The following is a 24,453-nucleotide window of genomic DNA, read 5'->3' on the forward strand; positions in this document are numbered from 1 at the left end:
TTGTCACTGGCCGGACATCTTTGAGTGTTACAGGGCCGATGACGTGAAAAGCTGACATTCACCGTTGCAGCCAATCGGCGTAATATTGCGGCCATTTTACCGTCGGCGTACCCGGTTTACCCATTCCAAAGCCATGTCCACCGTGTGAATAACGGTACATCTCAACTGCCACATGTTCACGCTGACAGGCGGTATCCATAATCAGAGTATTGTGCGGATCCGAAACCGGATCGTCTTCGGCCTGTACCAGAAAAAACGGCGGCGAGTGGGGCGTAACATAGTTCTGAACCGACCATTTGGCGTTTTCAGCGTCTGAAGCATGAGGGCCAACCAGCAGCTTATGCGTGGAAGTATGGGTGTAGGGCTTTTCCAGCGTAATAATGGGGTAAATCAACGCCGCGCGGTCAGCGTTAGCCGGTACTTCATCTAACGCATCCTGCGCCGGATAACTGTGGAAATCGGGTCGGGTAGCCGCCAAACCTAACAAATGGCCACCGGCAGAAAAACCTAAAAGGCTGACCTGCTGTTCGCGCTGCCTGACGATTCTCAATGCGCGTTGGGCATCCTGCAATGACACTATGGCGCCATCGGCCCAGCCTTCGTCGGGAAGCCGGTAACTGAGAATATAGGCGGTGTAGCCGTGTGCAACCAACCACTCGGCGGCTGGCATAGCTTCGATACCGGTTTCAATTTTCTTATAACCGCCACCCGCTGCGATCAACACACCGTGCCCCTGTGGCAAACGCGGTGTCAGAACCGTCAGGCATGGCGTGGAAATATGATGTTGTGCGCCGGTTGGCGACACGATGAGGTTTCCCACGGGTCCGCCGCCACCGGGTGGAATGCCGTCCCATAATTTAATCATCGAGGGGCGGTCGAGGTAGGGTGAGGCAAAAACCCGGCCGGCCTTTGCGGCAATAATCGAGGCGGCAAAGCCGGTTAAAAATTGGCGTCGATGCATGGTGGATCCTTATCACGTTATCACGCAGCGATTCCAGCAGAAAAGAAGGGAGACAGTATGAATATCAGGCTTTTTTTTGTGACAAAATACAGAGCGCCGCAACGCTGGCGTAGTTTATGGACAAAAAAAGGCCTGAGTCACCTCAGGCCTTGGTTACGCGCGATAATGGTGGTTATTTGATCATCGGCAAATTCAGTTCATGCTGAGTGGCGCAGGTTTTCGCAATCTCGTACCCGGCATCGGCATGGCGCATTACGCCAGTGGCTGGATCATTCCACAGCACGCGGCCCAGACGCGCATCGGCTTCTTTGGTGCCATCACAGACGATCACCACCCCGGCATGTTGCGAGAAGCCCATACCGACGCCACCGCCGTGGTGCAGGCTCACCCACGTCGCGCCGCCTGCGGTATTCAGCAACGCGTTCAGCAGTGGCCAGTCGGAAACCGCATCGGAGCCATCCTTCATCGCTTCCGTTTCACGGTTAGGCGAGGCAACTGAACCGCAGTCTAAATGGTCACGCCCAATAACAATGGGCGCTTTCAACTCGCCATTGCGGACCATCTCATTAAATGCCAGCCCGGCCAGGTGACGTTCGCCGAGGCCCAGCCAGCAAATACGTGCCGGTAACCCCTGGAAAGCGATACGTTCTTGCGCCATATCCAGCCAGCGATGCAGGTTTTTGTTATCCGGGAACAGCTCTTTCAGTTTGGCATCGGTTTTATAAATATCTTCCGGGTCGCCGGACAGCGCCACCCAGCGGAACGGGCCTTTACCTTCACAGAACAGCGGGCGGATGTAAGCCGGTACAAAACCGGGGAAATCGAACGCGTTACTTACGCCTTCTTCTTTTGCCACCTGACGAATATTGTTACCGTAATCCACGGTTGGAATACCCATATGGCAGAAATCCAGCATCGCCTGCACATGAACCGCCATCGCGGCGCGCGCGGCTTTTTCTACTGACTTCGGATCTTCACGACGGGTATTGACCCACTGATCCAGTGTCCAGCCAATCGGCAGATAACCGTTCACCGGGTCGTGCGCCGAGGTTTGGTCGGTCACGATATCGGGCTTCATGCCGCCCGCTTTGGCGCGTTTGACCATTTCAGGCAGAATTTCCGCCGCGTTACCCAGCAAACCAACTGAGATGGCGCGTTTTTCTTTATTGGCATCGTCAATAATTTTTAGCGCTTCATCGAGGGTATAGGCTTTGTAGTCGAGATAACGGGTACGTAGACGAAAATCGATACGTGACTCCTGGCACTCGATAGCCAGCACCGACGCGCCAGCCAACACACCTGCCAGCGGCTGCGCGCCACCCATTCCGCCCAGACCGGCGGTCAGAATCCATTTGCCGCTCAGGTCACTGTTATAGTGCTGGCGACCGGCTTCAGCGAAGGTTTCAAAGGTACCCTGTACGATGCCTTGCGCACCAATATAAATCCACGAACCGGCGGTCATCTGGCCATACATCATCAAACCGGCTTTATCCAGTTCGTGGAAATGGTCCCAGGTCGCCCAATGTGGCACCAGGTTGGAGTTAGCAATCAATACGCGCGGCGCGTCAGCATGGGTACGGAACACGCCAACCGGTTTGCCGGATTGTACCAGCAGCGTCTCTTCCGGTTTCAGCGCGCGCAGCGAACGTAGGATCTGTTCAAAGCACTCCCAATTGCGCGCGGCTTTACCAATACCGCCGTACACCACCAGGTCTTCCGGGCGTTCGGCGACATCCGGATCGAGGTTGTTCTGGATCATGCGGTAAGCGGCTTCAATCAGCCAGTTTTCACAATGCAACTCACTGCCGTGCGGCGCACGTACCACGCGGGAAACGGCTTTGCTTACGGATTCACTCATCATCTTTTTCCTTATCAACCAAGTACTTAAACGGCGCTGCCAGGCAGCAGATTGGCAATAGCCTGCGGCCACGAATCACGCGATGCCCACAGACGCATTTGTTCGATATCCGGCGCCATCAGCCGGTCTTTTTCCAGAAAGGCGACGTGCTGGCGTAATTGAACCAGCTCTTGTTCCAGTAGCGGCGAGCTTTGCAACGGGCGATGAAAATCGATGCCCTGCGCGGCAGCCATTGCTTCAATACCCACCACGGCAGCGGTGTTGAAGCACATCTCGCCGAGACGGCGGGCGGCATAGGTCGCCATCGAAACGTGATCTTCCTGATTGGCGGAAGTCGGGAGGCTGTCAACGCTGCCGGGATGCGCCAGCGATTTATTTTCTGAGGCCAGCGCGGCGGCGGTCACCTGTGCAATCATAAAGCCGGAGTTGACGCCGCCATCGTTGACCAGGAACGGCGGTAATCCGGAAAGGCCGGTATCCAGCAACAGCGCCAGGCGACGTTCAGAAATCGCGCCGATCTCGGCCACCGCGAGGGCGATAATGTCGGCGGCGAAAGCGACGGGCTCAGCATGGAAATTACCGCCGGAAATCACCTCGCCGCTATCAGAAAACACCAGTGGATTATCGGACGCGGCATTGGCTTCAATCTGCAATACGCGTGCGGCGTGGTTCAGGTTATCAAGGCAGGCGCCCATAACCTGCGGCACGCAACGAATCGAGTAGGGATCTTGTACCCGGCCACAGTTGGCATGCGAGGTCAGAATTTCGCTCCCTTCCAGCAGGTGGCTTACCGCGGCAGCAACGGCGATTTGACCTTGCTGCCCACGGGCCTGATGGATCCGCGCATCGAACGGTTTTACCGAGCCCTTAATCGCTTCCAGCGACAACGCGCCAGCGACCAGCCCGGCAGCGAACACTTTTTCCGCCTCGAACAGACCGCGTAGCGCCAACGCGGTAGAAACCTGCGTGCCATTGAGCAGGGCCAACCCCTCTTTCGGCCCAAGGATGAACGGTGCCAGACCGGCCCGTTTCAACCCTTCTACGGCGGAAATTTTTTCGCCGCCAACCCGTACTTCACCTTCGCCAATCAACATCAACGACAGGTGAGCCAGCGGGGCCAGATCGCCGGAGGCGCCAACCGAGCCTTTTTCCGGGATGCAGGGCATCACACCGGCATTAAACAGCGCAATCAGCGCGTCCACCAGTTCAATACGAATACCGGAATGGCCGCGCGCCAGGCTAATAACTTTGGTTGCCATCACCAGACGCACCACGTTGTCCGGCAGCAAGTTACCTAAACCGACGCTATGGGATAGCACCAGGTTCCGCTGTAATTCCGCCAAACGTTCCGCCGGAATAGAGGTTTGTGCCAATTTGCCGAAACCGGTGTTAATGCCATACACCACCTTACCGGCATTGACAATGGCTTCTACCGTTTCACGTGCTGTTAACACATCATGGCGCGCCTGCGGATCCAGCGCCAACGTTACGCCACCCTGATAGATAGCTTTAAGCATCGCCAGATCGACCTCACCCGGCGTGAGACGACATACCTGCGTACTGAGCGACATAGTATACTCCTGTCTATACAACTTCGACGAAATAAGCACCCGATAAAATCGGGTCGTTCGCTTCGCCTACCTGGCAAAGCGGTAGAATCAGTCACGTGAGAAAGTGAATCACAACTGTATATTCTTGTCTATACAACTAGCAATGCCTATGCCAGATTGATCACAAAATCGCGAATCCGCTAACGTCAGGCTGTGACGAAGCGCGCGCCCGCTAATCGTTCCGCCGCGCGCACTACGCTGATGCAACGGCTGCACATTTTGGGTGCCGGAGAGCAGGGTACAGATGTATATACATTTAAGGGATCAGGTCGTAAACTAGGGTGATTATTTAGATTAAGGATAGTGATATGGTTGAGCAGACGGCACTCTCGCAACTCGCCGCCGCCATGAGCGCCCAACCGGCGCCGATTTATCAACGCGTGAAACAGGCCATTATTAGTCAAATCACCGAAGGCGTCTGGCAAGCCAACCAACGCGTTCCTTCCGAGAGCGAGTTGGTGAGTGAGTTGGGCGTCAGCCGGATGACGATCAACCGGGCCTTGCGTGAGCTAACCAGCGAAGGGTATTTGATCCGTATGCAAGGCGTCGGCACCTTTGTGGCGGAGGTGAAAGGCTACACGGCGATGTTGGAAGTGCATAATATCGCCGAAGAAATTGCGCAGCGAGGGCATACGCATAGCAGCAAGGTTTTATCGCTGAGCGAAGTTAAGGCTGACCCGGAGCAGGCGGCAATCCTCGGGCTTTCGACCGGCCAGTCGATTTATCATTCGCTGATCGTCCATTTTGAGAATGAGTTGCCGGTGCAGTTGGAAGATCGTTTAGTCAACCCGCTGATGGCGCCGGATTATTTGAATCAGGATTATCTTAGCCAAACGCCGTACACCTATTTAATGCGTGTTGCGCCGCTGACGGCGGGTGAACACATTGTGGAAGCGGTGTTGCCAGATGCGCGACAACGCAAATATTTATCGCTGGATGAGCATGAGCCTTGTTTGTTGATTCGTCGCCAGACCTGGAGTGATGCGAAGATTGTGACCTACGCAAAGCTGCTTTACCCCGGTTCGCGTTACAAGTTACTTGGGCGTTTTAAAGGGCACGGCTAAGCGTTAGGCGGCGGCCCGCTAAGCCGCCGTCGCCGCAATATGTCAGGCGCTGATGGCGGCAAACAGCATCAGCGCATCGTGTGAGACAGGGATAATAGGTTCGCTGTTCTCTTCCCACCATGCGCCCTCGCCACGGGTTAGCTGCCGCTCGCCCACACGCCAAACGCCAGCGATAATCCAACACACTCCCAGCGCGCTGTGCTGGCTTTCAGCGGTGGTAAACACTTCGGAACGAAATTCACCGCGTCGCGTCATCACGTTAAAATCACGGCTTTCACCGCCGTTAAGATGTGCGCTAATCGCCTCTTCACCAGCGAAACGGAACGGTTGATTGAGTTGCAGCGGTTGCACATAGCGCCCGGCGGCGTGTAGTTCCACGCCATCCCCTTCCAGTAGCGTAATCACACGGTCAACCTCGGGAAATGTTGAAAAATCACCGCTGCTGGCGATGGTCGCGATACTGGCGCGCCAGCCAAAAGGTTCGGCGTGGGGCGGAAAACTGACGATTTCACGCGTTTCGCCGCCGCCATTACGCCAACGGCTGACCGGCAGGGTGGCGGTATCATAAAAATGCATCATTGCAGTGCCCTCATTACCGCGTGGAAGCGGCTAGCGCTCTGCTCTTCTAACCGGTGATGACCACTGTGAATGACCTGCGTACCAGCAACAAAAACATCCTGAATTTGGCCGCGATGCCCGGCAAACAGCCAGCGGTTAATCAGCGAACGATCGTCGCAGCTTCCCAACCAGGCGTCATTCGCCAGCACCAGCCAATCGGCTCGTTGCCCTGGCGACAGTTCGCCGGTTTTCACCGCGCAAGCCTGAGCGCCGCCAGCGGCAGCCTGACGGTAAAGCAGATCGCCAACTGAGGTGTGTTGCGCGGTCACAATGCGGTTACGACGTCGGTCGCGCAGGCGCTGGGCGTACTCCAGCCAACGTAACTCTTCTACCACATCAAGTGAGACATGGCTGTCTGAACCGATGCCCCAACGCCCACCGCGCGCAATATAGTCGGTAGCCGGAAAAATACCGTCGCCAAGGTTGGCTTCGGTGGTGGGACAAAGTCCGGCCACCGAACCGCTGGCCGCCAGACGATCTATTTCCGCCTCTTCAAGGTGAGTAGCATGAATCAGACACCAGCGCGCATCGACATCAAAACGATCCAGCAACCAGTTAACCGGGCGTTGACCGCTCCAGGCCAGCGAGTCATTGACCTCTTTTTCCTGTTCAGCGATATGAATATGCACCGGCACGTCTGGCGCGGTGGCGGCCAATACTTGGCGCATCTGCTGTTCACTTACCGCCCGTAGCGAGTGGAAACAGAGCCCCTGATTATGTAACGGTTTGTTTTTCAGTAACTGAGCGAGATTGGCCTGTTGACGCAGATACTGGTCGCTATCCTGAATAAACCGTTTTTGTCCGGCCTGAGGAGGCTGAGCGCCGAACCCCGCGTAGCTATACAGCACCGGCAGCACCGTTTGACCGATGTCGGCTTGTTCCGCCGCCTGTACCAGGTGTTGCAGCATGTCGTCATTCGCGTAGGGGCGCCCGTTCGTGTCATGATGTAAGTAGTGAAATTCCGCGACTTGGGTATAACCGCCTTTCAGCATATCGATGTACAGATAAGTCGCAATATCGCCGACTTGTTCCGGCGACAGACGCTGTACCATGCGATACATCAAATCACGCCATGTCCAGAAACTATCTTGCGGATCGCCTGCCACTTCCGCTAGCCCGGCCATCGCCCGTTGAAAAGCGTGCGAGTGGAGGTTAGCGATAGTCGGAATGACCGCGCCATCCAGTGCAATGCAACCGGTTGACGCGCTATCGGGATGGATAGCCTGAATAAAACCTTGGTCATCAACATCAAGGCGAACGTTCTGTTTCCAGCCAGCGGTCAGCAGAGCGCGCGGCGCAAAATAACTTGTCATGGTTGATCCTCGGGCACGGTAGTTGTATATACATATACATACTTTAACGTGAGCTGTAAATGACGGCCGCGACAAACCAGGAGGGCAGATGGCAGGCGAAATAAGCTGTGACAGTATCTGGACCGGCGCGGATCTGGTCACCATGCGTGACGGGCGCTATAACCTGATTGAAGACGGCGCGATTGCCGTGCGGGATGGGAAAATTGCCTGGCTGGGGCCGCGTGCCGAGGCCGCGACGATTACGGCGCGGGAGCATACCGATTTTGGCGGCGGCATTATTACGCCAGGCTTGGTCGATTGCCATACGCATCTGGTGTTTGGCGGCGATCGCAGCCATGAGTTTGAGCAACGCCTAAACGGCGTAAGCTATGCGGAGATCGCAGCGCAGGGCGGCGGGATTATTTCTACCGTGCGTGCCACACGCGAAGCCTCGCTTGAGCAGTTAGTAAGTAGCGCCCGCAGGCGTATTGAGCATCTGCTGGCGGAAGGGGTGACGACGCTGGAAATTAAGTCTGGCTATGGCCTGGATGAAAGCAGCGAGTTGCGTATGATGCGGGCGATTCGTCAGATCGCGCAGGAGATCCCGGCGGATGTGCTGTCAACCTGTTTGGCGGCGCACTCAACGCCGCCTGAATTTAAACAGCATCCCGATGGCTGGATTGAGGTGATTTGTGACCGGCTGCTGCCGCAAGTGGCGGCGGAAGGTTTGGCGGATGCGGTGGATGCCTTTTGTGAACATCTGGCCTTTTCACCTGAACAGGTGGCGCGGGTCTTTACCCGCGCGCAGGCGCTTGGGCTACCGGTAAAACTGCATGCCGAGCAGCTTTCATCGCTGGGCGGCAGCGCGCTGGCGGCGCGTTTTAATGCGCTTTCCGCCGACCATTTGGAATATGCCACCGAGAGTGATGTTCAGGCCATGGCGGAACACGGAACGGTGGCGGTGCTGTTGCCAGGCGCGTTTTATCTGCTGCGTGAAACGCAGTTACCGCCGGTGGAATTATTCCGCCGCTACCAGGTGCCGATGGCATTAGCCAGCGATGCGAATCCGGGTACTTCACCCGCGCTTTCACTGCGCTTAATGCTGAATATGGCGTGTACATTATTTCGTTTTACGCCGGAAGAAGCATTGGCTGGCGTGACCCTCAATGGCGCCAGAGCGCTGGGGCTGGAACAGAGTCACGGTACCTTAGAAACGGGCAAAGTCGCGAACTTTGTCCATTGGCCGCTGGCGCGTCCGGCTGAGTTGATTTATTGGCTGGGTGGACAGTTGCCTTGTCAGGTTATCTATCGTGGAGAAAAACAATGACACCTTATCATTTTACCGCCGGTACCCTACCGCTACTGGTGAGTATTCCCCATGCCGGTACGGCGCTAACCCCTGAAGTCGAGGCCGGTCTCAGCGAGGCGGCGCAAGGGCTGCCGGATACCGATTGGCATATTCCACAACTGTATGATTTTGTCCGCGATCTGGGTGCCAGCGTGCTGATCGGCAACTACTCGCGTTTTGTGATTGACCTGAACCGCCCGGCGGATAATCAACCGCTCTATACCACCGCGACCACCGGGTTGTATCCGGAAACCTTGTTCGACGGTACGCCGACCTTTAAAGCCGGTATGACACCGACGCCGCAACAGCGCCAGCATTATCTTGAGAGTATTTGGACGCCGTATCATGAAAAAATTCAGCAAGAGTTGGCGCGTCTGAAGCAGCAGTTTGGTTACGCGCTACTGTTTGATGCGCACTCCATTGCGTCGGTGATCCCACGGTTGTTCGAAGGTCGTTTACCCGATCTTAATTTAGGTACTAACGCGGGCGACAGTTGTAGCGCCGGGATTACGCAAGCGCTAACACAGCGCTGTGAAGCGCAGTCACGTTTTAGCTGGGTGATGAATGGGCGCTTCAAAGGTGGTTATATTACCCGCGCCTACGGAAAACCGGCGGAAAAACAGCATGCGGTGCAACTGGAATTAGCGCAGTGTAACTACATGGATGAACAGCCGCCGTTTGGGTGGCGTGGCGATAAGGCATCTGAGTTACAGCCGCTGTTAAAACAACTGATTGTTGATTTCCTTGCGCAGGGCAAGAGGTTGGTTTAAGCCACTGCGAAAAGGGGTTGGCGCGGCCAACCCCTTTGATTTTGGGCGACGGAATGTCGCCATCAACTTTGCTGAAAACGACCAAACATCTTGTAGCGCGCCCCGGGATACAGTAACCGGGCAGAGGTCACCACATCCTCATGATGCCAGGTACGGCGCTGAATCTGCAAACAGGGCTCACTACTCTCAATCTGCAACAGCCGCTGCTCCTCCACACTGGCATTGACCGCTTCTACCACGTGTTCACCGGCGGTGAGCGGCGCTTTCAGCGTCAAATAGGCGAAAGGTGTATCGCGCGTAAAATCTTGCTGCAAATACTCCGGCGCGATCCCCGGATTGACCAACCGATCTTCCAGTTGCACCGGCACATCATTTTCAAAATGAATAATGCGCGAGCGAAATAAGTGATCGCCGTGCCTAAGCCCAAATGCCTGTGCGGTTGGCTCATCGGCTTTCTCGCTACGCAGCAGTAAAACCTGGCTGGTGTGACGATGCCCGCGGTTTTCAATCTCGTCGGCGATATTGTGGACTTCCAGCATCGGGGTGAAGGCTTTGTTTTCAGCGACAAAAGTACCGACGCCTTGTAGACGAACCAAATACCCTTCGGTGGTCAGTTCACGCAACGCACGGTTGACGGTCATCCGGCTGACGCCTAACTCATTCACCAACTCACTTTCTGATGGCACACGCTGGTGCGGCTGCCAGCGGCGATCGCGAATCAAGTGCACAATGCCTTGTTTCACCTGCTGGTATAAGGGCGCAGGTTCGTCACTTATCAGGGCTATTATCTCTGCCAGCGTTTTGTATTCGGGCACCATAGTTGACCTTTCAGCATGATGATGAAGGAAGTTTACCTTATTTAACTGTCTTTATCTGTCTATACAACAACATCGCAAATTACCAGCCGCACGCCGGGTTGAACACCGTTCAGATGACGATCAATAACCGTGCATTTGCATCACATTGGTGCAAAGTCATCTTTACTAAACGTTTTCGAACGTGATGATTTAAAAGAAAAATCAAACCGTTAGCAGCTGACGGTTAATCTGGCACAGCCTTTGCTTGGCTTGTATGTACAAGATATAACAAGTTGGTTATAACTTTCCATTAACAATAACTGAGTCACAGTTTTTAATCACTGTGGATGAATTGTCGCCCAATCGGTTGTATATACATGACATAACACCCACAGCGATGAAGCGATGTTGTTTTCAGGTCAACACTGACCACGTCACCTTTCGGGTCCGGCTAAGGCTGAGGCCATAACTCCAGGAGCGCCAGATGAAACACACTTTGTTATTCCGTCGATTATTGGTCAGTAGCGTGATTACATCGGCATTGATGTGCGCACTATCCAGCCAGGCGAAAGAGTGGAAGTCGATCACTATTGCCACGGAGGGGAGCTATGAGCCGTGGAACCTGACGCTGCCAGGCGGCAAACTGGGCGGTTTTGAACCGGAGTTAATTACCGATCTCTGTCAGCGTATGCAGATCAAGTGCAAGCTGGTGGTGCAAAACTGGGATGGCATGATTGCTGGTTTGCAGGCCGGTAAATATGACGTCATTATGGATGCGATTGTGATTACGCCAGAACGGAAAAAGGTGATTAACTTCACCACGCCTTACGCCTCGACTCCTGCCAGCTTTATTACTTTGAAAGGGAATCTACTACCTGAAGCGAAAGGGCCGAACGCCACCATCAAACTGCATGATAACCCGGCAGAAATCACGCCAGCCATTGCTAGCCTGCGTAAAGCGCTAGACGGCAAAACTATCGGTATCGCTTCCGGCACCGTTTATACGCCATTCATTGATAAATATTTTAAAGATATTGCCACCATCCGTGAGTACAACGCGTCGGCTGATGCGATTCTCGATTTACAGGCCGAACGTATTGATGCGGTATTCGATGATGTGACTTTTGCGCAATCCATCCTCTCTAAACCGGAAAACAAAGATTTGAACTTCAGCGGCCCGAAACTGGGTGGTCCGATTTGGGGAGAGGGCGAGGCCATGGGTGTACGCCCGGCGGATAACGATTTGAAAGCCAAGTTGGATCAGGCGATTAAAGCCGCGCTCGCCGATGGTACCGTGAAGAAACTGAGTGAAAAATGGTTTAAGACTGACGTAACGCCGTAAGTGAGGTATTGCAATGATGGCCACATTGGGTTTTGGCGAAAATGGCTGGGGAAATTTAATCCTCGGTGCGGCATGTACCACGCTGCTGTTGTCGCTGGTTGCGCTGATGGTTGGCGCGCTGGTGGGCTCCGGCGTGGCGGCGGCGAAATTATCCCGTCACCGTCCGGTACGCTGGTTAGGTGATGGTTACTCAGTCATTTTCCGCGGCATCCCCGAGCTGCTGATTATCTATCTGTTCTATTTCGGCGGGTCGGGGCTGGTGACTCAGATTGGTCATTTGTTTGGCGCGGATGGATTTATTGAAATGCCGCCGTTTCTGATTGGCGCACTGGCTATCGGGCTGATTTCCGGCTCTTACCAGGGCGAAGTATACCGGGCGGCGCGGCTGGCGTTATCCAAAGGGGAAGTGGAAGCCGCGCAGGCCATTGGGATGCCAAAATGGCGCATTTTTCAGCGCATCATTGTCCCGCAGGTGGTGCGTTATGCCTTACCCGGCATGTCGAACGTCTGGCAAATGAGCCTGAAAGATTCCGCGTTGATCTCGGTGACCGGCATTGTTGAACTGATGCGCGCCAGCCAAGTCGCGGCGGGATCAACCCGCCAGTATTTTACCTTCTATTTGATTGGCGGTGGCTGTTATCTGGTATTAACGGTGTTGTCGAACGGCGCTTTCCGTAAAGCGGAAAAACGCATGGGCCGCGCGCATCAAAGCCGTACTGCGGCTCAGCACTGACCGGGAGACTGATATGATCGATTTTGCGTTTCTTAGCGATACGTTTCTCAAACTGATCGGCGCATTGCCGGTGACGTTGGGTCTGTTCTTTTGCTCCTTCGTATTGGGCGGCGTCCTGTCGTTGCTGATTCTGGCGATGCGCATGAGTAGTAATCGACTGTTAAGCGGTTTTGCGCGCGGCTACATTCTGGTTTTTCGTGGCTCGCCTCTGCTGATTCAACTGTTTTTGATTTACTACGGCCTCGGGCAGTTTGAAGTGGTTCGGCATAGTTTTGTCTGGCCGGTACTGCGCGAGCCGTTCGCCTGTGCTGTGGTGGCGTTGGCATTGTGTACCGCTTCTTATACCGCTGAAATTTTACGCGGCGGCTTACTGGCCATTCCGACAGGGCAGATTGAGGCGGGCATCGCCTGCGGCATGTCACGTTGGTTGTTATTACGGCGGATCATCGCGCCCGTGATGCTGCGTTACGCGCTACCGGCGTACTCCACGGAAGCCATCCTGCTGGTGAAATCAACCGCGCTGGCGAGCCTGGTCACGGTGTGGGATGTGACCGGGGTAGCGCAACAGATTATCCAGCGTACTTATCGGACGATGGAAGTCTTTATCTGTGCCGCGCTTATCTATTTGATTCTGAACTTTATTATTGTGCAAATCTACGCGCAGATTGAGCGTTATTTATCACCACGCCTGCGCACGCCTGACGAAGAACCTGCACTGCCTGTAAACCCTGCGATTGCCGGAGAAAAAAATGACTAATCTCGCACCTGTCACGCTCTCAATGAGCGATATCCATAAATCTTTCGGTTCGCTGGAAGTCTTAAAAGGGATCTCACTGGATGCGCGCAAAGGGGATGTCATCTCAATTTTAGGCGCCAGTGGTTCCGGTAAAAGTACCTTTTTACGTTGTATTAACCTGCTGGAAACGCCGGATTCCGGCGTGGTGAGCGTTGCAGGCGAAGCGATTGAGATGAAACGCCATGCTCGTGGTCATCAGTTAGCGGCTAACCACAAACAAGTTGAAGGTATGCGTGCGCGGCTTGGCATGGTGTTCCAAAGTTTTAATCTCTGGTCGCACATGACCGTGCTGCAGAATGTGATTGAGGGACCGCACTATGTGCTGAAAAAGAATCGGAAAGAGTGCATTGAGCAAGCAGAGAAAATCCTTGATCGCGTCGGGTTATTGAACCGTAAGGATTTTTATCCTTCACAACTCTCCGGCGGGCAGCAACAGCGGGTCGCGATTGCACGGGCGCTGGCGATGGAACCGGAAGTTATGTTATTCGATGAACCCACCTCGGCGCTTGATCCGGAACTGGTGGGCGAAGTGCTAAAAGTGATGCGTAGCCTGGCGGAAGAGGGCCGCACCATGCTGGTGGTTACCCACGAAATGGGGTTTGCCCGCAATGTCTCTAATCGAGTGGTGTTTATGCACCAGGGCATGATTGATTGCCAGGGGACGCCGGAAGAGATGTTTGGCGAACAGGGATCGCCGCGTTTTAAACAGTTTATTTCCAGTCATCATTGAGTGGTGGGTATGGCACAACAGGTGGTTTGGGGCGATGCCCCGTTACGTTGGCAAGATGTGGTGGCGGTGGCGCGTCACGGCGCGTTACTGGCGCTGAGCGACACGGCCTGGCGGCGCATTGGTCAGGCACGCGAGATTGTCGATAATATTGTGGCGACCGGTCATATTGCTTATGGGATTAATACCGGACTTGGCGCGCTCTGTAATATCACTCTGTCCGATGATGAACTCAGCACGCTATCGCGTAATACGTTAATGAGCCACGCTTGTGGCGTCGGGCCGTTGTTGAGCGAGGAGCAAACGCGGGCGATTTTGTGTGCCGCAATAGCTAACTACAGCCAGGGCAAATCGGGGATTTCCCCGGCGGTGGTTGAAGGGCTGCTGGTATTACTGAATCGGCGCATTACGCCGCAAGTGCCGTCGCAAGGCTCGGTAGGGTATCTGACCCATATGGCGCATATCGGCTTGGCATTGATTGGCATTGGCTCGGTTCATTATTGCGGTGAAACGGTTCCTGCGCATCAGGCGCTGGAGTTGGAAGGCGCCAGTATTTGTCGGCTCGGGGCCAAAGATGGCCTGAGCCTGGTGAATGGCACGCCCTGTATGACCGGGCTTTCCTGCCTGGCGTTGGATGATGCCTGGCGTTTGATGGATTGGGCCGATGTGACCGGCGCAATGAGTTTTGAAGCGTTACGTGGGCAGCTTGATGCCTTTGATGAGGACGTTCTGGCGTTGAAGGCCAGCCCCGGTATTCAACGCGTGGGTCAGCGCCTACGCCAGTTATTACGTAATAGCCAAATTCTGGCGGCCGGGAAGGGAATTCGCACCCAAGATGCCTTAAGCCTGCGTTCAATGCCGCAAATTCATGGTGCGTGCCGCGACCAAATGCGTCATGCCGAGCAGCAGATTGAAATCGAGTTAAACGCCGCCACCGATAACCCGCTGGTATTAGGCTCCCCGGAGAGCTGGCGTGTGGTTTCGCAAGCTAACCCGCACGGTGAATCGGTGGCGATGGCGGCCGATTTGCTGGCGATGGCGTTGGCAGAAATGGGCAGCGTGGCCGAGCGGCGTCTCGATCGGTTGATTAATCCGTTAGTCAGCGGCCTACCGGCGTTCCTGGTTGCTAAACCCGGCGTTAATTCCGGCATGATGATTGCGCAATATGTCGCCGCCTCGTTGTGTGGCGAGAATCGACAGTTAGCGCAACCGGCGGTGTTGGATAATTTTGTCACTTCGGCGTTGCAGGAGGATCACCTCAGCATGGGCACCAGCGCGGCGCTGAAGCTTCTGAAACTCAGCGGCAACCTGTGGCAAATTTTGGCGATTGAATATCTGCTGGCGGCGCAAGCGTTAGATTTCCACGGCGGAGAACAATCCGGCGAAGGGACGCGACGCGCGTGGGCGCTGCTGCGCGAAGCGGTGGCGACCTGGGAAGATGATCGCTGGTTAGCGCCAGAGATCGCCAAAGCGGTTAGTGTGATGCAAGCTGAAATGGTTGAACCCTAACGAGTAACGGGCAATATCTGTATTGCCCGTACCGTGGCGGTTTAACGCGCATCCGGACGAATCAAATCGAAACGCAGTTCGTCGCTAATGGCGTAATAAGCGCTGGGCCCACCGGCGCGTAAAATAGGTTCAGCTTTTGCGGTTTGATAAATCCCCTCTTCAAGGAGATGGCTATCAATATGAATCGCCACCACTTCCCCCAGTACCAGCCAGCTTTCGACTTTTTCCCCATCGGCACCCTGTAATTGAATGCATTGCGAGAGCTTGCATTCGAAATTTACCGGGCTCTCAGCCACCATGCTGACATTAACCTGCGACGCCGCCAGCGGCGTGACGCCAGCTAAGGCAAACTCATCCTGTTCACGCGGTACTGACGCCGAGCTTTCATTCATCGGTACCGCCAGCGAACGGGTTGCCAGGTTCCAGACAAATTCGCCGGTTTCGGTAATATTGCGGACGCTGTCTTTCCAGCCGCTGCTGGCGAATCCAATGATCGGGGGGCGATAGTTGAAGCAGTTAAAAAAGCTGTAAGGAGCAAGGTTACGCTGCCCATCGCGACTGATTGAACTGATCCAGCCAATCGGCCGTGGGCCAATAATTGCGTTAAGTGGGTCGTGAGGCAGGCCGTGGCCGGCGCGCGGTTGGTAAGAGTAGCGTTGACGCGACATGATCTTCCTTTCCGTTCGGTTATTTCTGCCATCTTAGCCTGTTTGCCGGCAGAAAAAACCGCAACAATTGTTTACGGGTTTTACCGTAACGGGTATCTTACGCGCCGTTCACTACGAGAAACATTTATGAAAAAAGCTGCTGAAAAAACTGCCCTCCATCCGCGTAATCGCCACCGTGGCCGCTATGATTTTGCCGCATTGATTGACAGCCATCCGCCGTTGGCGGCTTGGGTGCAGGTCAATCAATATGGCGATGAGTCAATCGACTTTGCCAATCCTGCGGCGGTTCGGATGCTGAATCAGGCGTTACTTCAGCACTTTTATCAGATTGAAAACTGGTCGATTCCCGACGGCTTCCTCTGCCCGCCGGTGCCGGGCCGGGCGGATTATCTCCATCATTTAGCTGATTTACTGGCGGCCGATCATCACGGTGTGATACCGCGCGACCTAAACCTACTGGATATTGGCTGCGGGGCGAACTGCATCTATCCGCTGATTGGCTACCGGGAATATGGCTGGCGCTTTACCGGTTCCGAAATTGATCCACACGCGATGAAAGCGGCCAATGCGGTTATTCAGGCAAACCCCGGCTTATCGCGCGCTATTCGTCTGCGTCGACAGAAGGATCCGCAGGCCATTTTCAGTGGCATTATGCATAAAAATGAGCTGTATCATGCTTCACTGTGCAACCCGCCGTTTCACGCTTCGGCGGCGGAGGCGCGGCAAGGAACTGAACGTAAACTACGTAACTTGCAACTGGATACCCGTGCGCCGCTCAACTTCGGCGGCCAGCATAATGAGTTGTGGTGTGAAGGGGGCGAAACCGGCTTTATCAGCCGGATGATTGCCGAAAGCGTGACCTTTGCGCGTCAATGCCTGTGGTTTACTTCGCTGGTTTCTCGTAAGGAGAATTTGCCCGCGTTACGTCGCGCGCTGGAAACCGCTGGCGCGCGTGAGGTACGTATTGTTGAGATGGCGCAAGGTCAGAAGCAGAGCCGGTTTATTGCCTGGAGCTTTTACGAACCGGCAGTGCGTGCGCGTATTCTCGCCGGATAAACCAATTACTCTGGCGCCGGGAGCGGCTGTACACCTGCCGCGCCCTGCACATCGTTCCCGGTTTGCATCACTTGCACCGTTTGATGCGGTGTTTTAATTCCCGCCTGATCAAAATGTTTTTTCACTTTATCATCCAGCGCAAAGCGTACCGTCCACTGCTTCAGTGGCTGGGTGGTAAAGGAGACGCGCACGGTAAATGCCTGATCGGTGAGACCGACCAGCCCGGCAAATGACGGTTCACCAATCACCATCGCTCGGATCTCTTCATCTTCCATCAGCTCTTTTACCGCCTCCTGCAGGGTGGCATTGACGCGATCGCTCTCTTCATCACGCGCGACATCGTAGTTCGCGACAAAAGAGCCAATCCCACGCACAAAGTTGGCAAAGGTCGTGATCGAAGACCAGGGAATGATGTGATAAGCGCCGGTATCCTGGCGAACGCCGACCGACCGAATCGACATACGCTCCACGGTACCGGTAATGTCACCGATGGTGACTAAATCGCCGGTATTCATCCCATTTTCGAACTGAATAAAGATGCCGGTAATAATATCTTTGACCAGCGTTTGCGAACCGAAGGAGACCGCGAGGCCCAGAGCGCCCGCCCCGGCGAGGAGTGGCGCGATGTTCACCCCGATTTCCGACAATAAAATCATAATGGTAATGGTGCTGATTAAGACTGCCAGCGCGTTACGAAACAGTGTTAGCAGCGTACGCGTGCGGGCGCTCGGCATCGGGCGCCCGTGCGAATCCGATGCGAGGCGGCTCTCAATCAAACTTGCCAGCAGCGTCCAGCCAACGGCGGAAAACAGTAAGATCGTCAGGACGCGAATCAGTAAATCCACCACTTTTTTGCCCGCGCCGAGGGTAAGCCACTGCCAGAGATCGAACAACTCCCACGCGTTAAGCAGCAGTAACATCACGCCGAGCACGGTTAAAAAACGCGCCAGCTTCAGGCCGCCGGAGACCCATGCATTGACCCGTTTCTGCAGTTCGGGGTAGGTACGGCGCAGGTCGGGCGAGAGAATAATGGTTTTGTTAATCCAGCGTGTCAGGATGCCGGAAATTAAGGCGCCAATACCAATAATTGCCAGGCTACGTACCGTGGCCGACATCATAAACTTCAGGCTATCGCCGGGATTAAACATCGAAAATAGAAACAGGGTGATGAAATAAGCGCTGGCTAACCAGTGCCAGACCAGTGAGAAGGCGCGGATAAATAAAGCGAAGAAGGCCATGCTGCGATCGGCGAGCGCCACCAGTTCAAACTGGATATTGCGTTTGTTATGGAAAATAAGCCACAACGCCCACAGCGTGATCAGCCCCATAATCACCACGTTGACCAATGCGCCGACCTGGATATTGACCTGATTTGAGACAATCGGCACGATCACCAGTAACCCATAGCCAATCAATCCGCTCAGCCAGCTCAGACGTAAATTCCAATAGTGCGCCCGGTCATCGGCAATATGAAAAGGGCGCAGGTCGGGATAGTGAGGGCAGAAGATTAACCGCAAGATGGCTTTGAAGAATTCAATCAACGCGAAGGCATTGAGAAATAGCCCCTGTTGGTAGGCGATGGTTCGGTTACCGGCATTAAGATAATCGCTGAGGATCTGGCCGACAAATAGCGCCAGCGCCAGTAACAGCAAATCAATCACAAAGGCGCCCAAAATCATCGATGGCAAGTGTAGCCAATTGGTGTGGTCGCGGTTTTTTTTCCGTCCCCAATGTCCCATTCGACGATAAACCGGCGCCATCAGCCACTTAATCACGCCGTAAAAGGCAAATAACGCTGCGGCAAGCATGACGAAATGGACCACGGCATTGATAAACGTTTGCTGATGAAAAGGCTTATGCGGCGCGGCGACAATGGTGTGATGTAGCTTGATAAACTGGTGAGCAAACGCGCCGCCATAACGGCGACTGGTATCGGTCAGGCTTTGCAGCACGGTTTTATCCTGCGCATCTGTCGCCGCGGGTGGGTTCAGTACTGGTGGCGCGGTGGTGGAGGGGCTGGCGGCGGCGTCGCGAAGCTGTTTGATTAACTCTTGCCGGGAGTGATCGTTTGCCAGAATGTCCGCCAGTGCGCTATAGGCGGCTTTTTTTTGTTCAATATTCGGTTCTGGCGTGTTGCCGGAGGGTTGCGTCGGCGCTGGTTGAGTGGTGGCGGCAGCGGGCAGGGTTACCGCCTGAACGGTGTGTAAGGGCGCGCCAAATAAAATAAATAACAGTAGCCACCGTAAGACAGCAAACAAGGGTGGATGGGTTCCCGGCATTACGCTCTCCTGTGGCGGCGAAAAAAATGCGTCGACAGGAAAGTATAGTCGCTGAGCTTGAGAAGGATTTTTTGCGGTGTGGGAATCCGTGCGGCCTCCTGACGACGCAATGCGTCACGCCGTCAGGAGCAATGGTTATGACACGTGTTGTAAAAACTCGCGTAGCCGCTCGCCAGGCGGGTTATCGATCAACGCCTTCGGGTCACCATCTTCAGCGATGCGCCCCTGATCGATGAAGATCAGCCGTGAGGCGACTTTTTGCGCGAAACCGACTTCGTGCGTCACAATCACCATTGTCATACCTTCCTCGGCTAAATCCTGCATCACTTTCAGCACTTCATGACGCAGTTCGGGATCGAGCGCCGAGGTGGGTTCATCAAACAGCATCATTTTGGGTTTGACCGCCAGCGCGCGGGCGATCGCGACTCGTTGCTGTTGGCCGCCGGAGAGTTCGGAAGGGAAGTGATGGGCGCGTTCGGCGAGCCCCACTTTCGCCAGCAAGCTTTTCGCCAGCGCATGCGCCTCTTCTTTGCGCGCGCCACGTACCCGAATCGGGCCAAAGGCGACGTTATCCAGCGCGTTCATCTGCGGGAAAAGGTGGAATTGCTGGAAAACCATGCCGGCTTCCTGACGAATCAGGCGTTCATCCACCTTCGGGTCGTTCACTTTCAACCCATCGACAAACAGTTCGCCGCTGGTAATCTCTTCCAGCTTGTTGATACAGCGCAATAGCGTTGATTTACCGGAGCCTGACGGGCCGATAATCACCACCACTTCACCCTGATTAATTTTCAGATCGATATTGTGCAGCACCTGGGTTTGACCAAAGTGCTTCGAGACGTTTTTAAATTCAATCACAGGATTTTCATCCTTTTCTCAATGCGACGCAGCACAAAACTCAGCACCAGCGTAATAATCAGATAGATAACCGCCACCGCGCTCCAGATTTCTAACGCGCGGAAGTTACCCGCGATGATCTCTTGCCCCTGGCGAGTCAGTTCCGCCACGCCAATCACGATAAACAGTGAGGTATCTTTAATGCTGACAATCCACTGATTCCCCAGCGGCGGCAGCATGCGGCGTAAGGCTAACGGCATGACGACATAACGCAAGGTTTCGCGGCGTGAAAGCCCGAGCGCCAGGCCCGCTTCTTGAAAGCCTTTGTTGATTGAGAGCACCGCCCCACGGGTGATTTCGGCAATGTAAGCGCCGGAGTTGATGACGATGGTGATCACCGCTGCACTAAACGGGTCGATACGTAAATCGGGAAATGCCATCGGCAGGGCGAAGTAGATAAACATCACCTGCACCACGATCGGCGTACCGCGAATCAGTTCAATAAATACCAGCGCGATATTATTGGCAAGCCAACCCCCGTAGGCGCGGGCGAAACCAGCAATAACGCCAATGATCAGGCCGCCAATCAGACCGAGGACCGAGATCCACAGGGTCATCTTCGCCCCTTCCAACAAAATGGGCAGAGCGGGCCAGATGACGCTCCAGTCGAATTCCATGGTTATATTCTCCGGATAAAGGCGTTTTTTGTTGCCATAAAAAAGCAGGGGCGATGAGTAATCACCCCTGAAATCAATCAGATAAGAAAATTATTTTGGTTCGCTACCGAACCATTTTTTATAGATGCGGTTATAGGTGCCGTTGTCGCGCAGGGTTTTTAATGCACCATTAACTTTTTCACGCAAATCGTCGCTGCCTTTCGGGAACGCGATACCGTACTGTTGCGCCTCAAGGGAGTTGCCGACCGCTTTAAATTGGCCTTTACCTGCCGTATGAATGAAGTAAAGGATATTCGGCGTATCATGCAATACCGCATCGGCGCGGTTGGTGCCAAGCTCCATATATGCATTATCAATGTTCGGGAACTGGCGCAAATCTTTGGTTTTGATATGCGCTTTGGCGTAATCCACTGAGCCGGTGCCGCTCTTAACCGCCAGCACTTTACCGTTCAGATCGTCGATACCTTTAATTTCATTATTGCTGGATTTAACCATCACCATCAGGCCGCTTTTGTAGTAGCCATCAGAGAATTCGATGGCCTTTTTACGCTCATCGGTAATGGTGATACCGGCCAGCGCCACGTCAACGTTATGGGTTTGTAGGGCGGGGATAATACCACTGAAATCCATCGGCTTCAGAGTGAAGTCGAGATTGAGTTGTTTCGCAATAGCGCTCCACAAGTCAATATCAAAGCCAACGTACTGATCACCCTGCTTAAACTCAAACGGAACGAAGGCGGTATCAGTGGCGACCACCAGTTTTTTGTCTGCAGCCGTGGAAGAAACAGCAAAGGCCAGCGCTAACGCGGCCAGAGAAAACTTAAAAGCTGACTTCATTATCTTATCCTTATCACTGTTGCGGGGAAGCATTTCCCGTTTGATGCCTGCTGCCATATGAAAAATGTATGCCAGGTTTGCAACATTCATAAAAACAGCGGCTTAATCGATTCAATTTGGTCAGAGAACCCGGACGTAACGGATATGCCCTGTTTTAGGGCGCCATTACGGTGCGCAAGTTCTGTTTCGGTGCAAAGGGCGTTACCCGCAAATTGAGCCTGAAATTAGCACAACAATGAATAGGGAAGTAACAAAAGTGTTAAAGGAGTCAAATTAACGCGTAGAGAAGCGCATTTATCTTAGTTGGCTGTCTTTACTGCCACGTCGATTATAAAGCGTCGCCTGCCGCTGTTTGTCACGCGCCTGTTGGCACGCCAGGCAATATTGTACGCCGGGTAACGCTTGCCGCCGCGCTTCGGGTATCGGCTCGCCGCACTCCTGACACTCGCTGGCGCTGGCGCCGGAGTGAAGTTGCCGACGCGCCCGTGAAACGGCATCATCAATAGTAGAGTCGATCTGCTCCTGAACCGCGTCATCGCGCGCCCAACCGTTGGCCATCGTTTACCTCCAGGATGCAAAAGCGGATAACCTTTGGTTATCCGCTTTGTTAGCTAACATTTAGCATTTAGGGCCTGCCTTGGCCGCTCAGGTATTACTCAATGTTTGATTCAATAAACCACAGGAATTTATCTAAATCACGCGAGGCCGCCGTAAAAATATCGGCCGTATCTTCATCTTTAACCTCAGAAATGGCCTTACGCGTTTCATTGGCAACCAAACCGTAACGGTCAGCCAATGCTTTCAGATGATCCTGCACGCTGTGAATATTTAGCGGGTAGCTTTTTAGCGGGGTTTTATCATTAACCACTTGTGTGGTACCCAGCGCTACACCACCTAACTGCACAACGCGTTCTGCAATGGTATCCTGATGATCAATAATCGCGGTACGGAATCCATCCAGCATCTCATGCACGGCAATAAAGTTGGCGCCGCGCATGTTCCAGTGCGCCTGTTTGGTGATCAGGGACAGGTCAATGAATGCGATAACCAGACGGTTGAGCACCTCGATTGTGGCTTGTTTCTCACTCTCTGCCACGTCATTACGGGTGTAAATCAGATCGGAAGATTTAGTTTTAACCAGCTTAGCGGTACTCATCATTAATATCCTCTAGTTGTCGGTTGTCCTAATTAAGTACGGAGTTAAGTATAGCACCGCTTTTTAAAGCTGCAGGAAAGTTACTGCCTATTGGTCAGATAGCGTTAACCTGCTGGTATTGAGAGAAATTACGTAATTAAAAATGATAATTATTTTAAATACGTAATTATTTATATCCTCAATGAATAAATGTAATTATTTGAAAGTTAAAAGAAAGTGGTTTTATTTATGGCTGGCGCTGACAGGTAATAAATAATAACAACCAGTCTGTCTAAATATAAGTGCAACATATTTGCAACCTATAATGCAGATTAATGTTTTTTACACATAACACCGCAATGTATTGCGCCTGGATTTAAGGCGCAATCGAGGCAATGCAGCTTATTTAGAGGTCTCGTCAAGCGGGGCGAGGTGCGTCTGCTTAGGGCGCATAGTCAGCGTTGCGCCAGCCGAGGCGAGAATGATTGCCAGCAGCGCCAGCCACTGCGTCAGCGTGAGCATTTCACCGAGGAACAACATACCTGAAATTGCCGCCAGCGCCGGTTCTAAACTCATTAACGTGCCGAACGTCCGCGCCGGTAAGCGGGTTAACGCGATCATTTCCAGTGAGTAGGGCAGTGCGCTGGATAACACCGCAATCGCCACCGCCACGGGAATGATCGACAGGTTCCAAATGCCGCTTTGCGCAAAACTCAGCCCCAACGGTACGAAGACCAGCGAAGCAATGATTGAACCGAGTGCTACCGTTGCCGGGCCGTGTTCGGCCCCCGCTCGCTGGCCAGAAAGAATGTATACTGCCCAACAGGCACCAGCGCTAACCGCCAGCAATGCGCCTTTGATATCCACGCTGGAAAAGCCTTCGCCGAGCGGCAGCAAAAACCACAGACCAAGCACTGCCAGCGCAACCCATATAAAATCAACCGGACGACGCGAACCCAACAACGCCAGGGTCAGCGGCCCGGTAAATTCGAGTGCGACGGCAACGCCTAACGGAACGGTACGCAGCGCCAGATAAAACAGATAATTCATCGCGCCGAGCGCCAACCCGTAAACCAACAATGGAAGACGTTGTTCAGGGCGAAAGCGTAACCGCCACGGTTTAAAAATCAGACAAAGGATTAGCGTCCCCAACCCCAAACGCAGCGCGGTAATACCCGGCGCGCCAACTTGGGGAAACAGGGATTTCGCCAGCGAGGCGCCACCCTGAATAGAAATCATTGACACCAGTAACACACATACCGGTATTAGTGGGTGCAATTTGGTTGAGGGAGAGAAACCCGAAGACATCCTGTACCTGCCTTATACTTGCGTCCGATCGGTCAAAAGAAGAGCGTCAGTGTACTGGATGGAGGGAGAAAAAGTCGCTAAGGCGTATAAAATCATCCATTCAATTGGTTAAAAAGTGTTCAATTCAGCGTAAAGAAACGTCGAGTTTATTTAAGATTTTTCTCAATGAACCTTTTTTTACCTAATGGAAGCGAAGCGGTACTGTGACGGATTTCACTAATTAAAATAATA

23 protein-coding genes are annotated in these 24,453 nt (G+C 53.7%); 9 read left to right on the plus strand and 14 right to left on the minus strand.

Annotated elements, in window-relative coordinates:
• Positions 1 to 58: 58 nt before the first annotated feature.
• The 3 genes from PMPD1_RS07890 to hutH form a co-directional block, all read right to left on the minus strand.
• The gene (locus tag PMPD1_RS07890) at positions 59 to 961 is read right to left on the minus strand and encodes an alpha/beta hydrolase (protein WP_173633517.1); all 903 of its coding nucleotides are present in this window, start codon (positions 959 to 961) and stop codon (positions 59 to 61) included.
• Positions 962 to 1,133: 172 nt separating this feature from the next.
• Positions 1,134 to 2,819, minus strand: a complete 1,686-nt coding sequence (gene hutU / locus PMPD1_RS07895; protein WP_173636147.1) for a urocanate hydratase — start codon at positions 2,817 to 2,819, stop codon at positions 1,134 to 1,136.
• A 26-nt stretch (positions 2,820 to 2,845) separates the two neighbouring features.
• Entirely contained in the window at positions 2,846 to 4,390 is a 1,545-nt protein-coding gene (gene hutH, locus PMPD1_RS07900; protein ID WP_173633518.1) for a histidine ammonia-lyase, read from the minus strand.
• Positions 4,391 to 4,737: 347 nt separating this feature from the next.
• Between hutH and hutC (PMPD1_RS07905) the strand changes: the two genes are divergently transcribed.
• Positions 4,738 to 5,493 (plus strand): histidine utilization transcriptional repressor HutC, encoded by a 756-nt coding sequence (gene hutC / locus PMPD1_RS07905; protein ID WP_173633519.1) that lies wholly within the window; start codon positions 4,738 to 4,740, stop codon positions 5,491 to 5,493.
• 42 nt (positions 5,494 to 5,535) lie between these two features.
• Here the strand turns inward: hutC (PMPD1_RS07905) and PMPD1_RS07910 are convergent, their stop codons facing one another.
• Positions 5,536 to 6,072: a HutD/Ves family protein gene (locus PMPD1_RS07910; RefSeq protein ID WP_173633520.1), complete on the minus strand. Its 537-nt coding sequence runs from the start codon at positions 6,070 to 6,072 to the stop codon at positions 5,536 to 5,538.
• Positions 6,069 to 7,424, minus strand: coding sequence for a formimidoylglutamate deiminase (locus PMPD1_RS07915; RefSeq protein WP_173633521.1), 1,356 nt, complete (start codon positions 7,422 to 7,424; stop codon positions 6,069 to 6,071). Before PMPD1_RS07915 ends, PMPD1_RS07910 begins: the two co-directional genes overlap by 4 nt.
• An 88-nt stretch (positions 7,425 to 7,512) precedes the next feature.
• Between PMPD1_RS07915 and hutI the strand changes: the two genes are divergently transcribed.
• Positions 7,513 to 8,730, plus strand: a complete 1,218-nt coding sequence (hutI, locus tag PMPD1_RS07920) for an imidazolonepropionase (RefSeq protein WP_173633522.1) — start codon at positions 7,513 to 7,515, stop codon at positions 8,728 to 8,730.
• The gene (hutG, locus tag PMPD1_RS07925; protein WP_173633523.1) at positions 8,727 to 9,521 is read left to right on the plus strand and encodes an N-formylglutamate deformylase; all 795 of its coding nucleotides are present in this window, start codon (positions 8,727 to 8,729) and stop codon (positions 9,519 to 9,521) included. Before hutI ends, hutG begins: the two co-directional genes overlap by 4 nt.
• Positions 9,522 to 9,583: 62 nt before the next feature.
• Here the strand turns inward: hutG and hutC (PMPD1_RS07930) are convergent, their stop codons facing one another.
• Entirely contained in the window at positions 9,584 to 10,339 is a 756-nt protein-coding gene (gene hutC, locus PMPD1_RS07930) for a histidine utilization transcriptional repressor HutC (protein WP_435529719.1), read from the minus strand.
• A gap of 463 nt (positions 10,340 to 10,802) precedes the next feature.
• Here hutC (PMPD1_RS07930) and PMPD1_RS07935 point away from each other — a divergent pair, with 463 nt between their 5' ends.
• The 5 genes from PMPD1_RS07935 to PMPD1_RS07955 are packed head-to-tail and all read left to right on the plus strand — an operon-like array spanning position 10,803 to position 15,425.
• On the plus strand, positions 10,803 to 11,660 hold the full coding sequence (locus PMPD1_RS07935; RefSeq protein ID WP_173633524.1) for a transporter substrate-binding domain-containing protein: 858 nt from the start codon (positions 10,803 to 10,805) through the stop codon (positions 11,658 to 11,660).
• A gap of 13 nt (positions 11,661 to 11,673) precedes the next feature.
• Positions 11,674 to 12,393: an ABC transporter permease gene (locus PMPD1_RS07940; RefSeq protein ID WP_173633525.1), complete on the plus strand. Its 720-nt coding sequence runs from the start codon at positions 11,674 to 11,676 to the stop codon at positions 12,391 to 12,393.
• A 13-nt stretch (positions 12,394 to 12,406) separates the two neighbouring features.
• Positions 12,407 to 13,150, plus strand: a complete 744-nt coding sequence (locus tag PMPD1_RS07945; protein WP_173633526.1) for an ABC transporter permease — start codon at positions 12,407 to 12,409, stop codon at positions 13,148 to 13,150.
• On the plus strand, positions 13,143 to 13,919 hold the full coding sequence (locus PMPD1_RS07950; RefSeq protein ID WP_173633527.1) for an ABC transporter ATP-binding protein: 777 nt from the start codon (positions 13,143 to 13,145) through the stop codon (positions 13,917 to 13,919). The genes PMPD1_RS07945 and PMPD1_RS07950 overlap by 8 nt, the downstream gene beginning before the upstream one ends.
• A gap of 9 nt (positions 13,920 to 13,928) precedes the next feature.
• Complete coding sequence (locus tag PMPD1_RS07955; protein WP_173633528.1) at positions 13,929 to 15,425, plus strand: HAL/PAL/TAL family ammonia-lyase; 1,497 nt, start codon at positions 13,929 to 13,931, stop codon at positions 15,423 to 15,425.
• 41 nt (positions 15,426 to 15,466) lie between these two features.
• On the opposite strand, the gene PMPD1_RS07960 is transcribed toward PMPD1_RS07955, so the two are convergent.
• Positions 15,467 to 16,093: a flavin reductase family protein gene (locus PMPD1_RS07960; RefSeq protein WP_173633529.1), complete on the minus strand. Its 627-nt coding sequence runs from the start codon at positions 16,091 to 16,093 to the stop codon at positions 15,467 to 15,469.
• Between the two features lie 126 nt (positions 16,094 to 16,219).
• On the opposite strand from PMPD1_RS07960, the gene rlmF reads away from it, so the two are divergent.
• Entirely contained in the window at positions 16,220 to 17,149 is a 930-nt protein-coding gene (gene rlmF / locus PMPD1_RS07965; protein ID WP_173633530.1) for a 23S rRNA (adenine(1618)-N(6))-methyltransferase RlmF, read from the plus strand.
• 5 nt (positions 17,150 to 17,154) lie between these two features.
• Here rlmF and ybiO read toward each other — a convergent pair whose 3' ends face one another.
• The 7 genes from ybiO to rhtA all read right to left on the minus strand — a co-directional run bounded on the left by ybiO (position 17,155) and on the right by rhtA (position 24,222).
• Complete coding sequence (gene ybiO, locus PMPD1_RS07970) at positions 17,155 to 19,428, minus strand: mechanosensitive channel protein (RefSeq protein WP_173633531.1); 2,274 nt, start codon at positions 19,426 to 19,428, stop codon at positions 17,155 to 17,157.
• Positions 19,429 to 19,563: 135 nt separating this feature from the next.
• Positions 19,564 to 20,286: a glutamine ABC transporter ATP-binding protein GlnQ gene (gene glnQ / locus PMPD1_RS07975; protein WP_173633532.1), complete on the minus strand. Its 723-nt coding sequence runs from the start codon at positions 20,284 to 20,286 to the stop codon at positions 19,564 to 19,566.
• Entirely contained in the window at positions 20,283 to 20,942 is a 660-nt protein-coding gene (gene glnP, locus PMPD1_RS07980; protein WP_173633533.1) for a glutamine ABC transporter permease GlnP, read from the minus strand. The genes glnQ and glnP overlap by 4 nt, the downstream gene beginning before the upstream one ends.
• A 90-nt stretch (positions 20,943 to 21,032) precedes the next feature.
• The gene (glnH, locus tag PMPD1_RS07985; RefSeq protein WP_173633534.1) at positions 21,033 to 21,779 is read right to left on the minus strand and encodes a glutamine ABC transporter substrate-binding protein GlnH; all 747 of its coding nucleotides are present in this window, start codon (positions 21,777 to 21,779) and stop codon (positions 21,033 to 21,035) included.
• A 294-nt stretch (positions 21,780 to 22,073) separates the two neighbouring features.
• The gene (locus PMPD1_RS07990) at positions 22,074 to 22,337 is read right to left on the minus strand and encodes a DksA/TraR family C4-type zinc finger protein (RefSeq protein WP_173633535.1); all 264 of its coding nucleotides are present in this window, start codon (positions 22,335 to 22,337) and stop codon (positions 22,074 to 22,076) included.
• Between the two features lie 94 nt (positions 22,338 to 22,431).
• Positions 22,432 to 22,935, minus strand: a complete 504-nt coding sequence (dps, locus tag PMPD1_RS07995; protein WP_173636149.1) for a DNA starvation/stationary phase protection protein Dps — start codon at positions 22,933 to 22,935, stop codon at positions 22,432 to 22,434.
• Positions 22,936 to 23,316: 381 nt separating this feature from the next.
• On the minus strand, positions 23,317 to 24,222 hold the full coding sequence (gene rhtA / locus PMPD1_RS08000) for a threonine/homoserine exporter RhtA (protein ID WP_173633536.1): 906 nt from the start codon (positions 24,220 to 24,222) through the stop codon (positions 23,317 to 23,319).
• Positions 24,223 to 24,453: the final 231 nt, after the last annotated feature.

Origin of the sequence: Paramixta manurensis (genome assembly GCF_013285385.1) — a bacterium.
In the GTDB taxonomy this organism is placed as follows: Bacteria; Pseudomonadota; Gammaproteobacteria; order Enterobacterales; family Enterobacteriaceae; genus Paramixta; species Paramixta manurensis.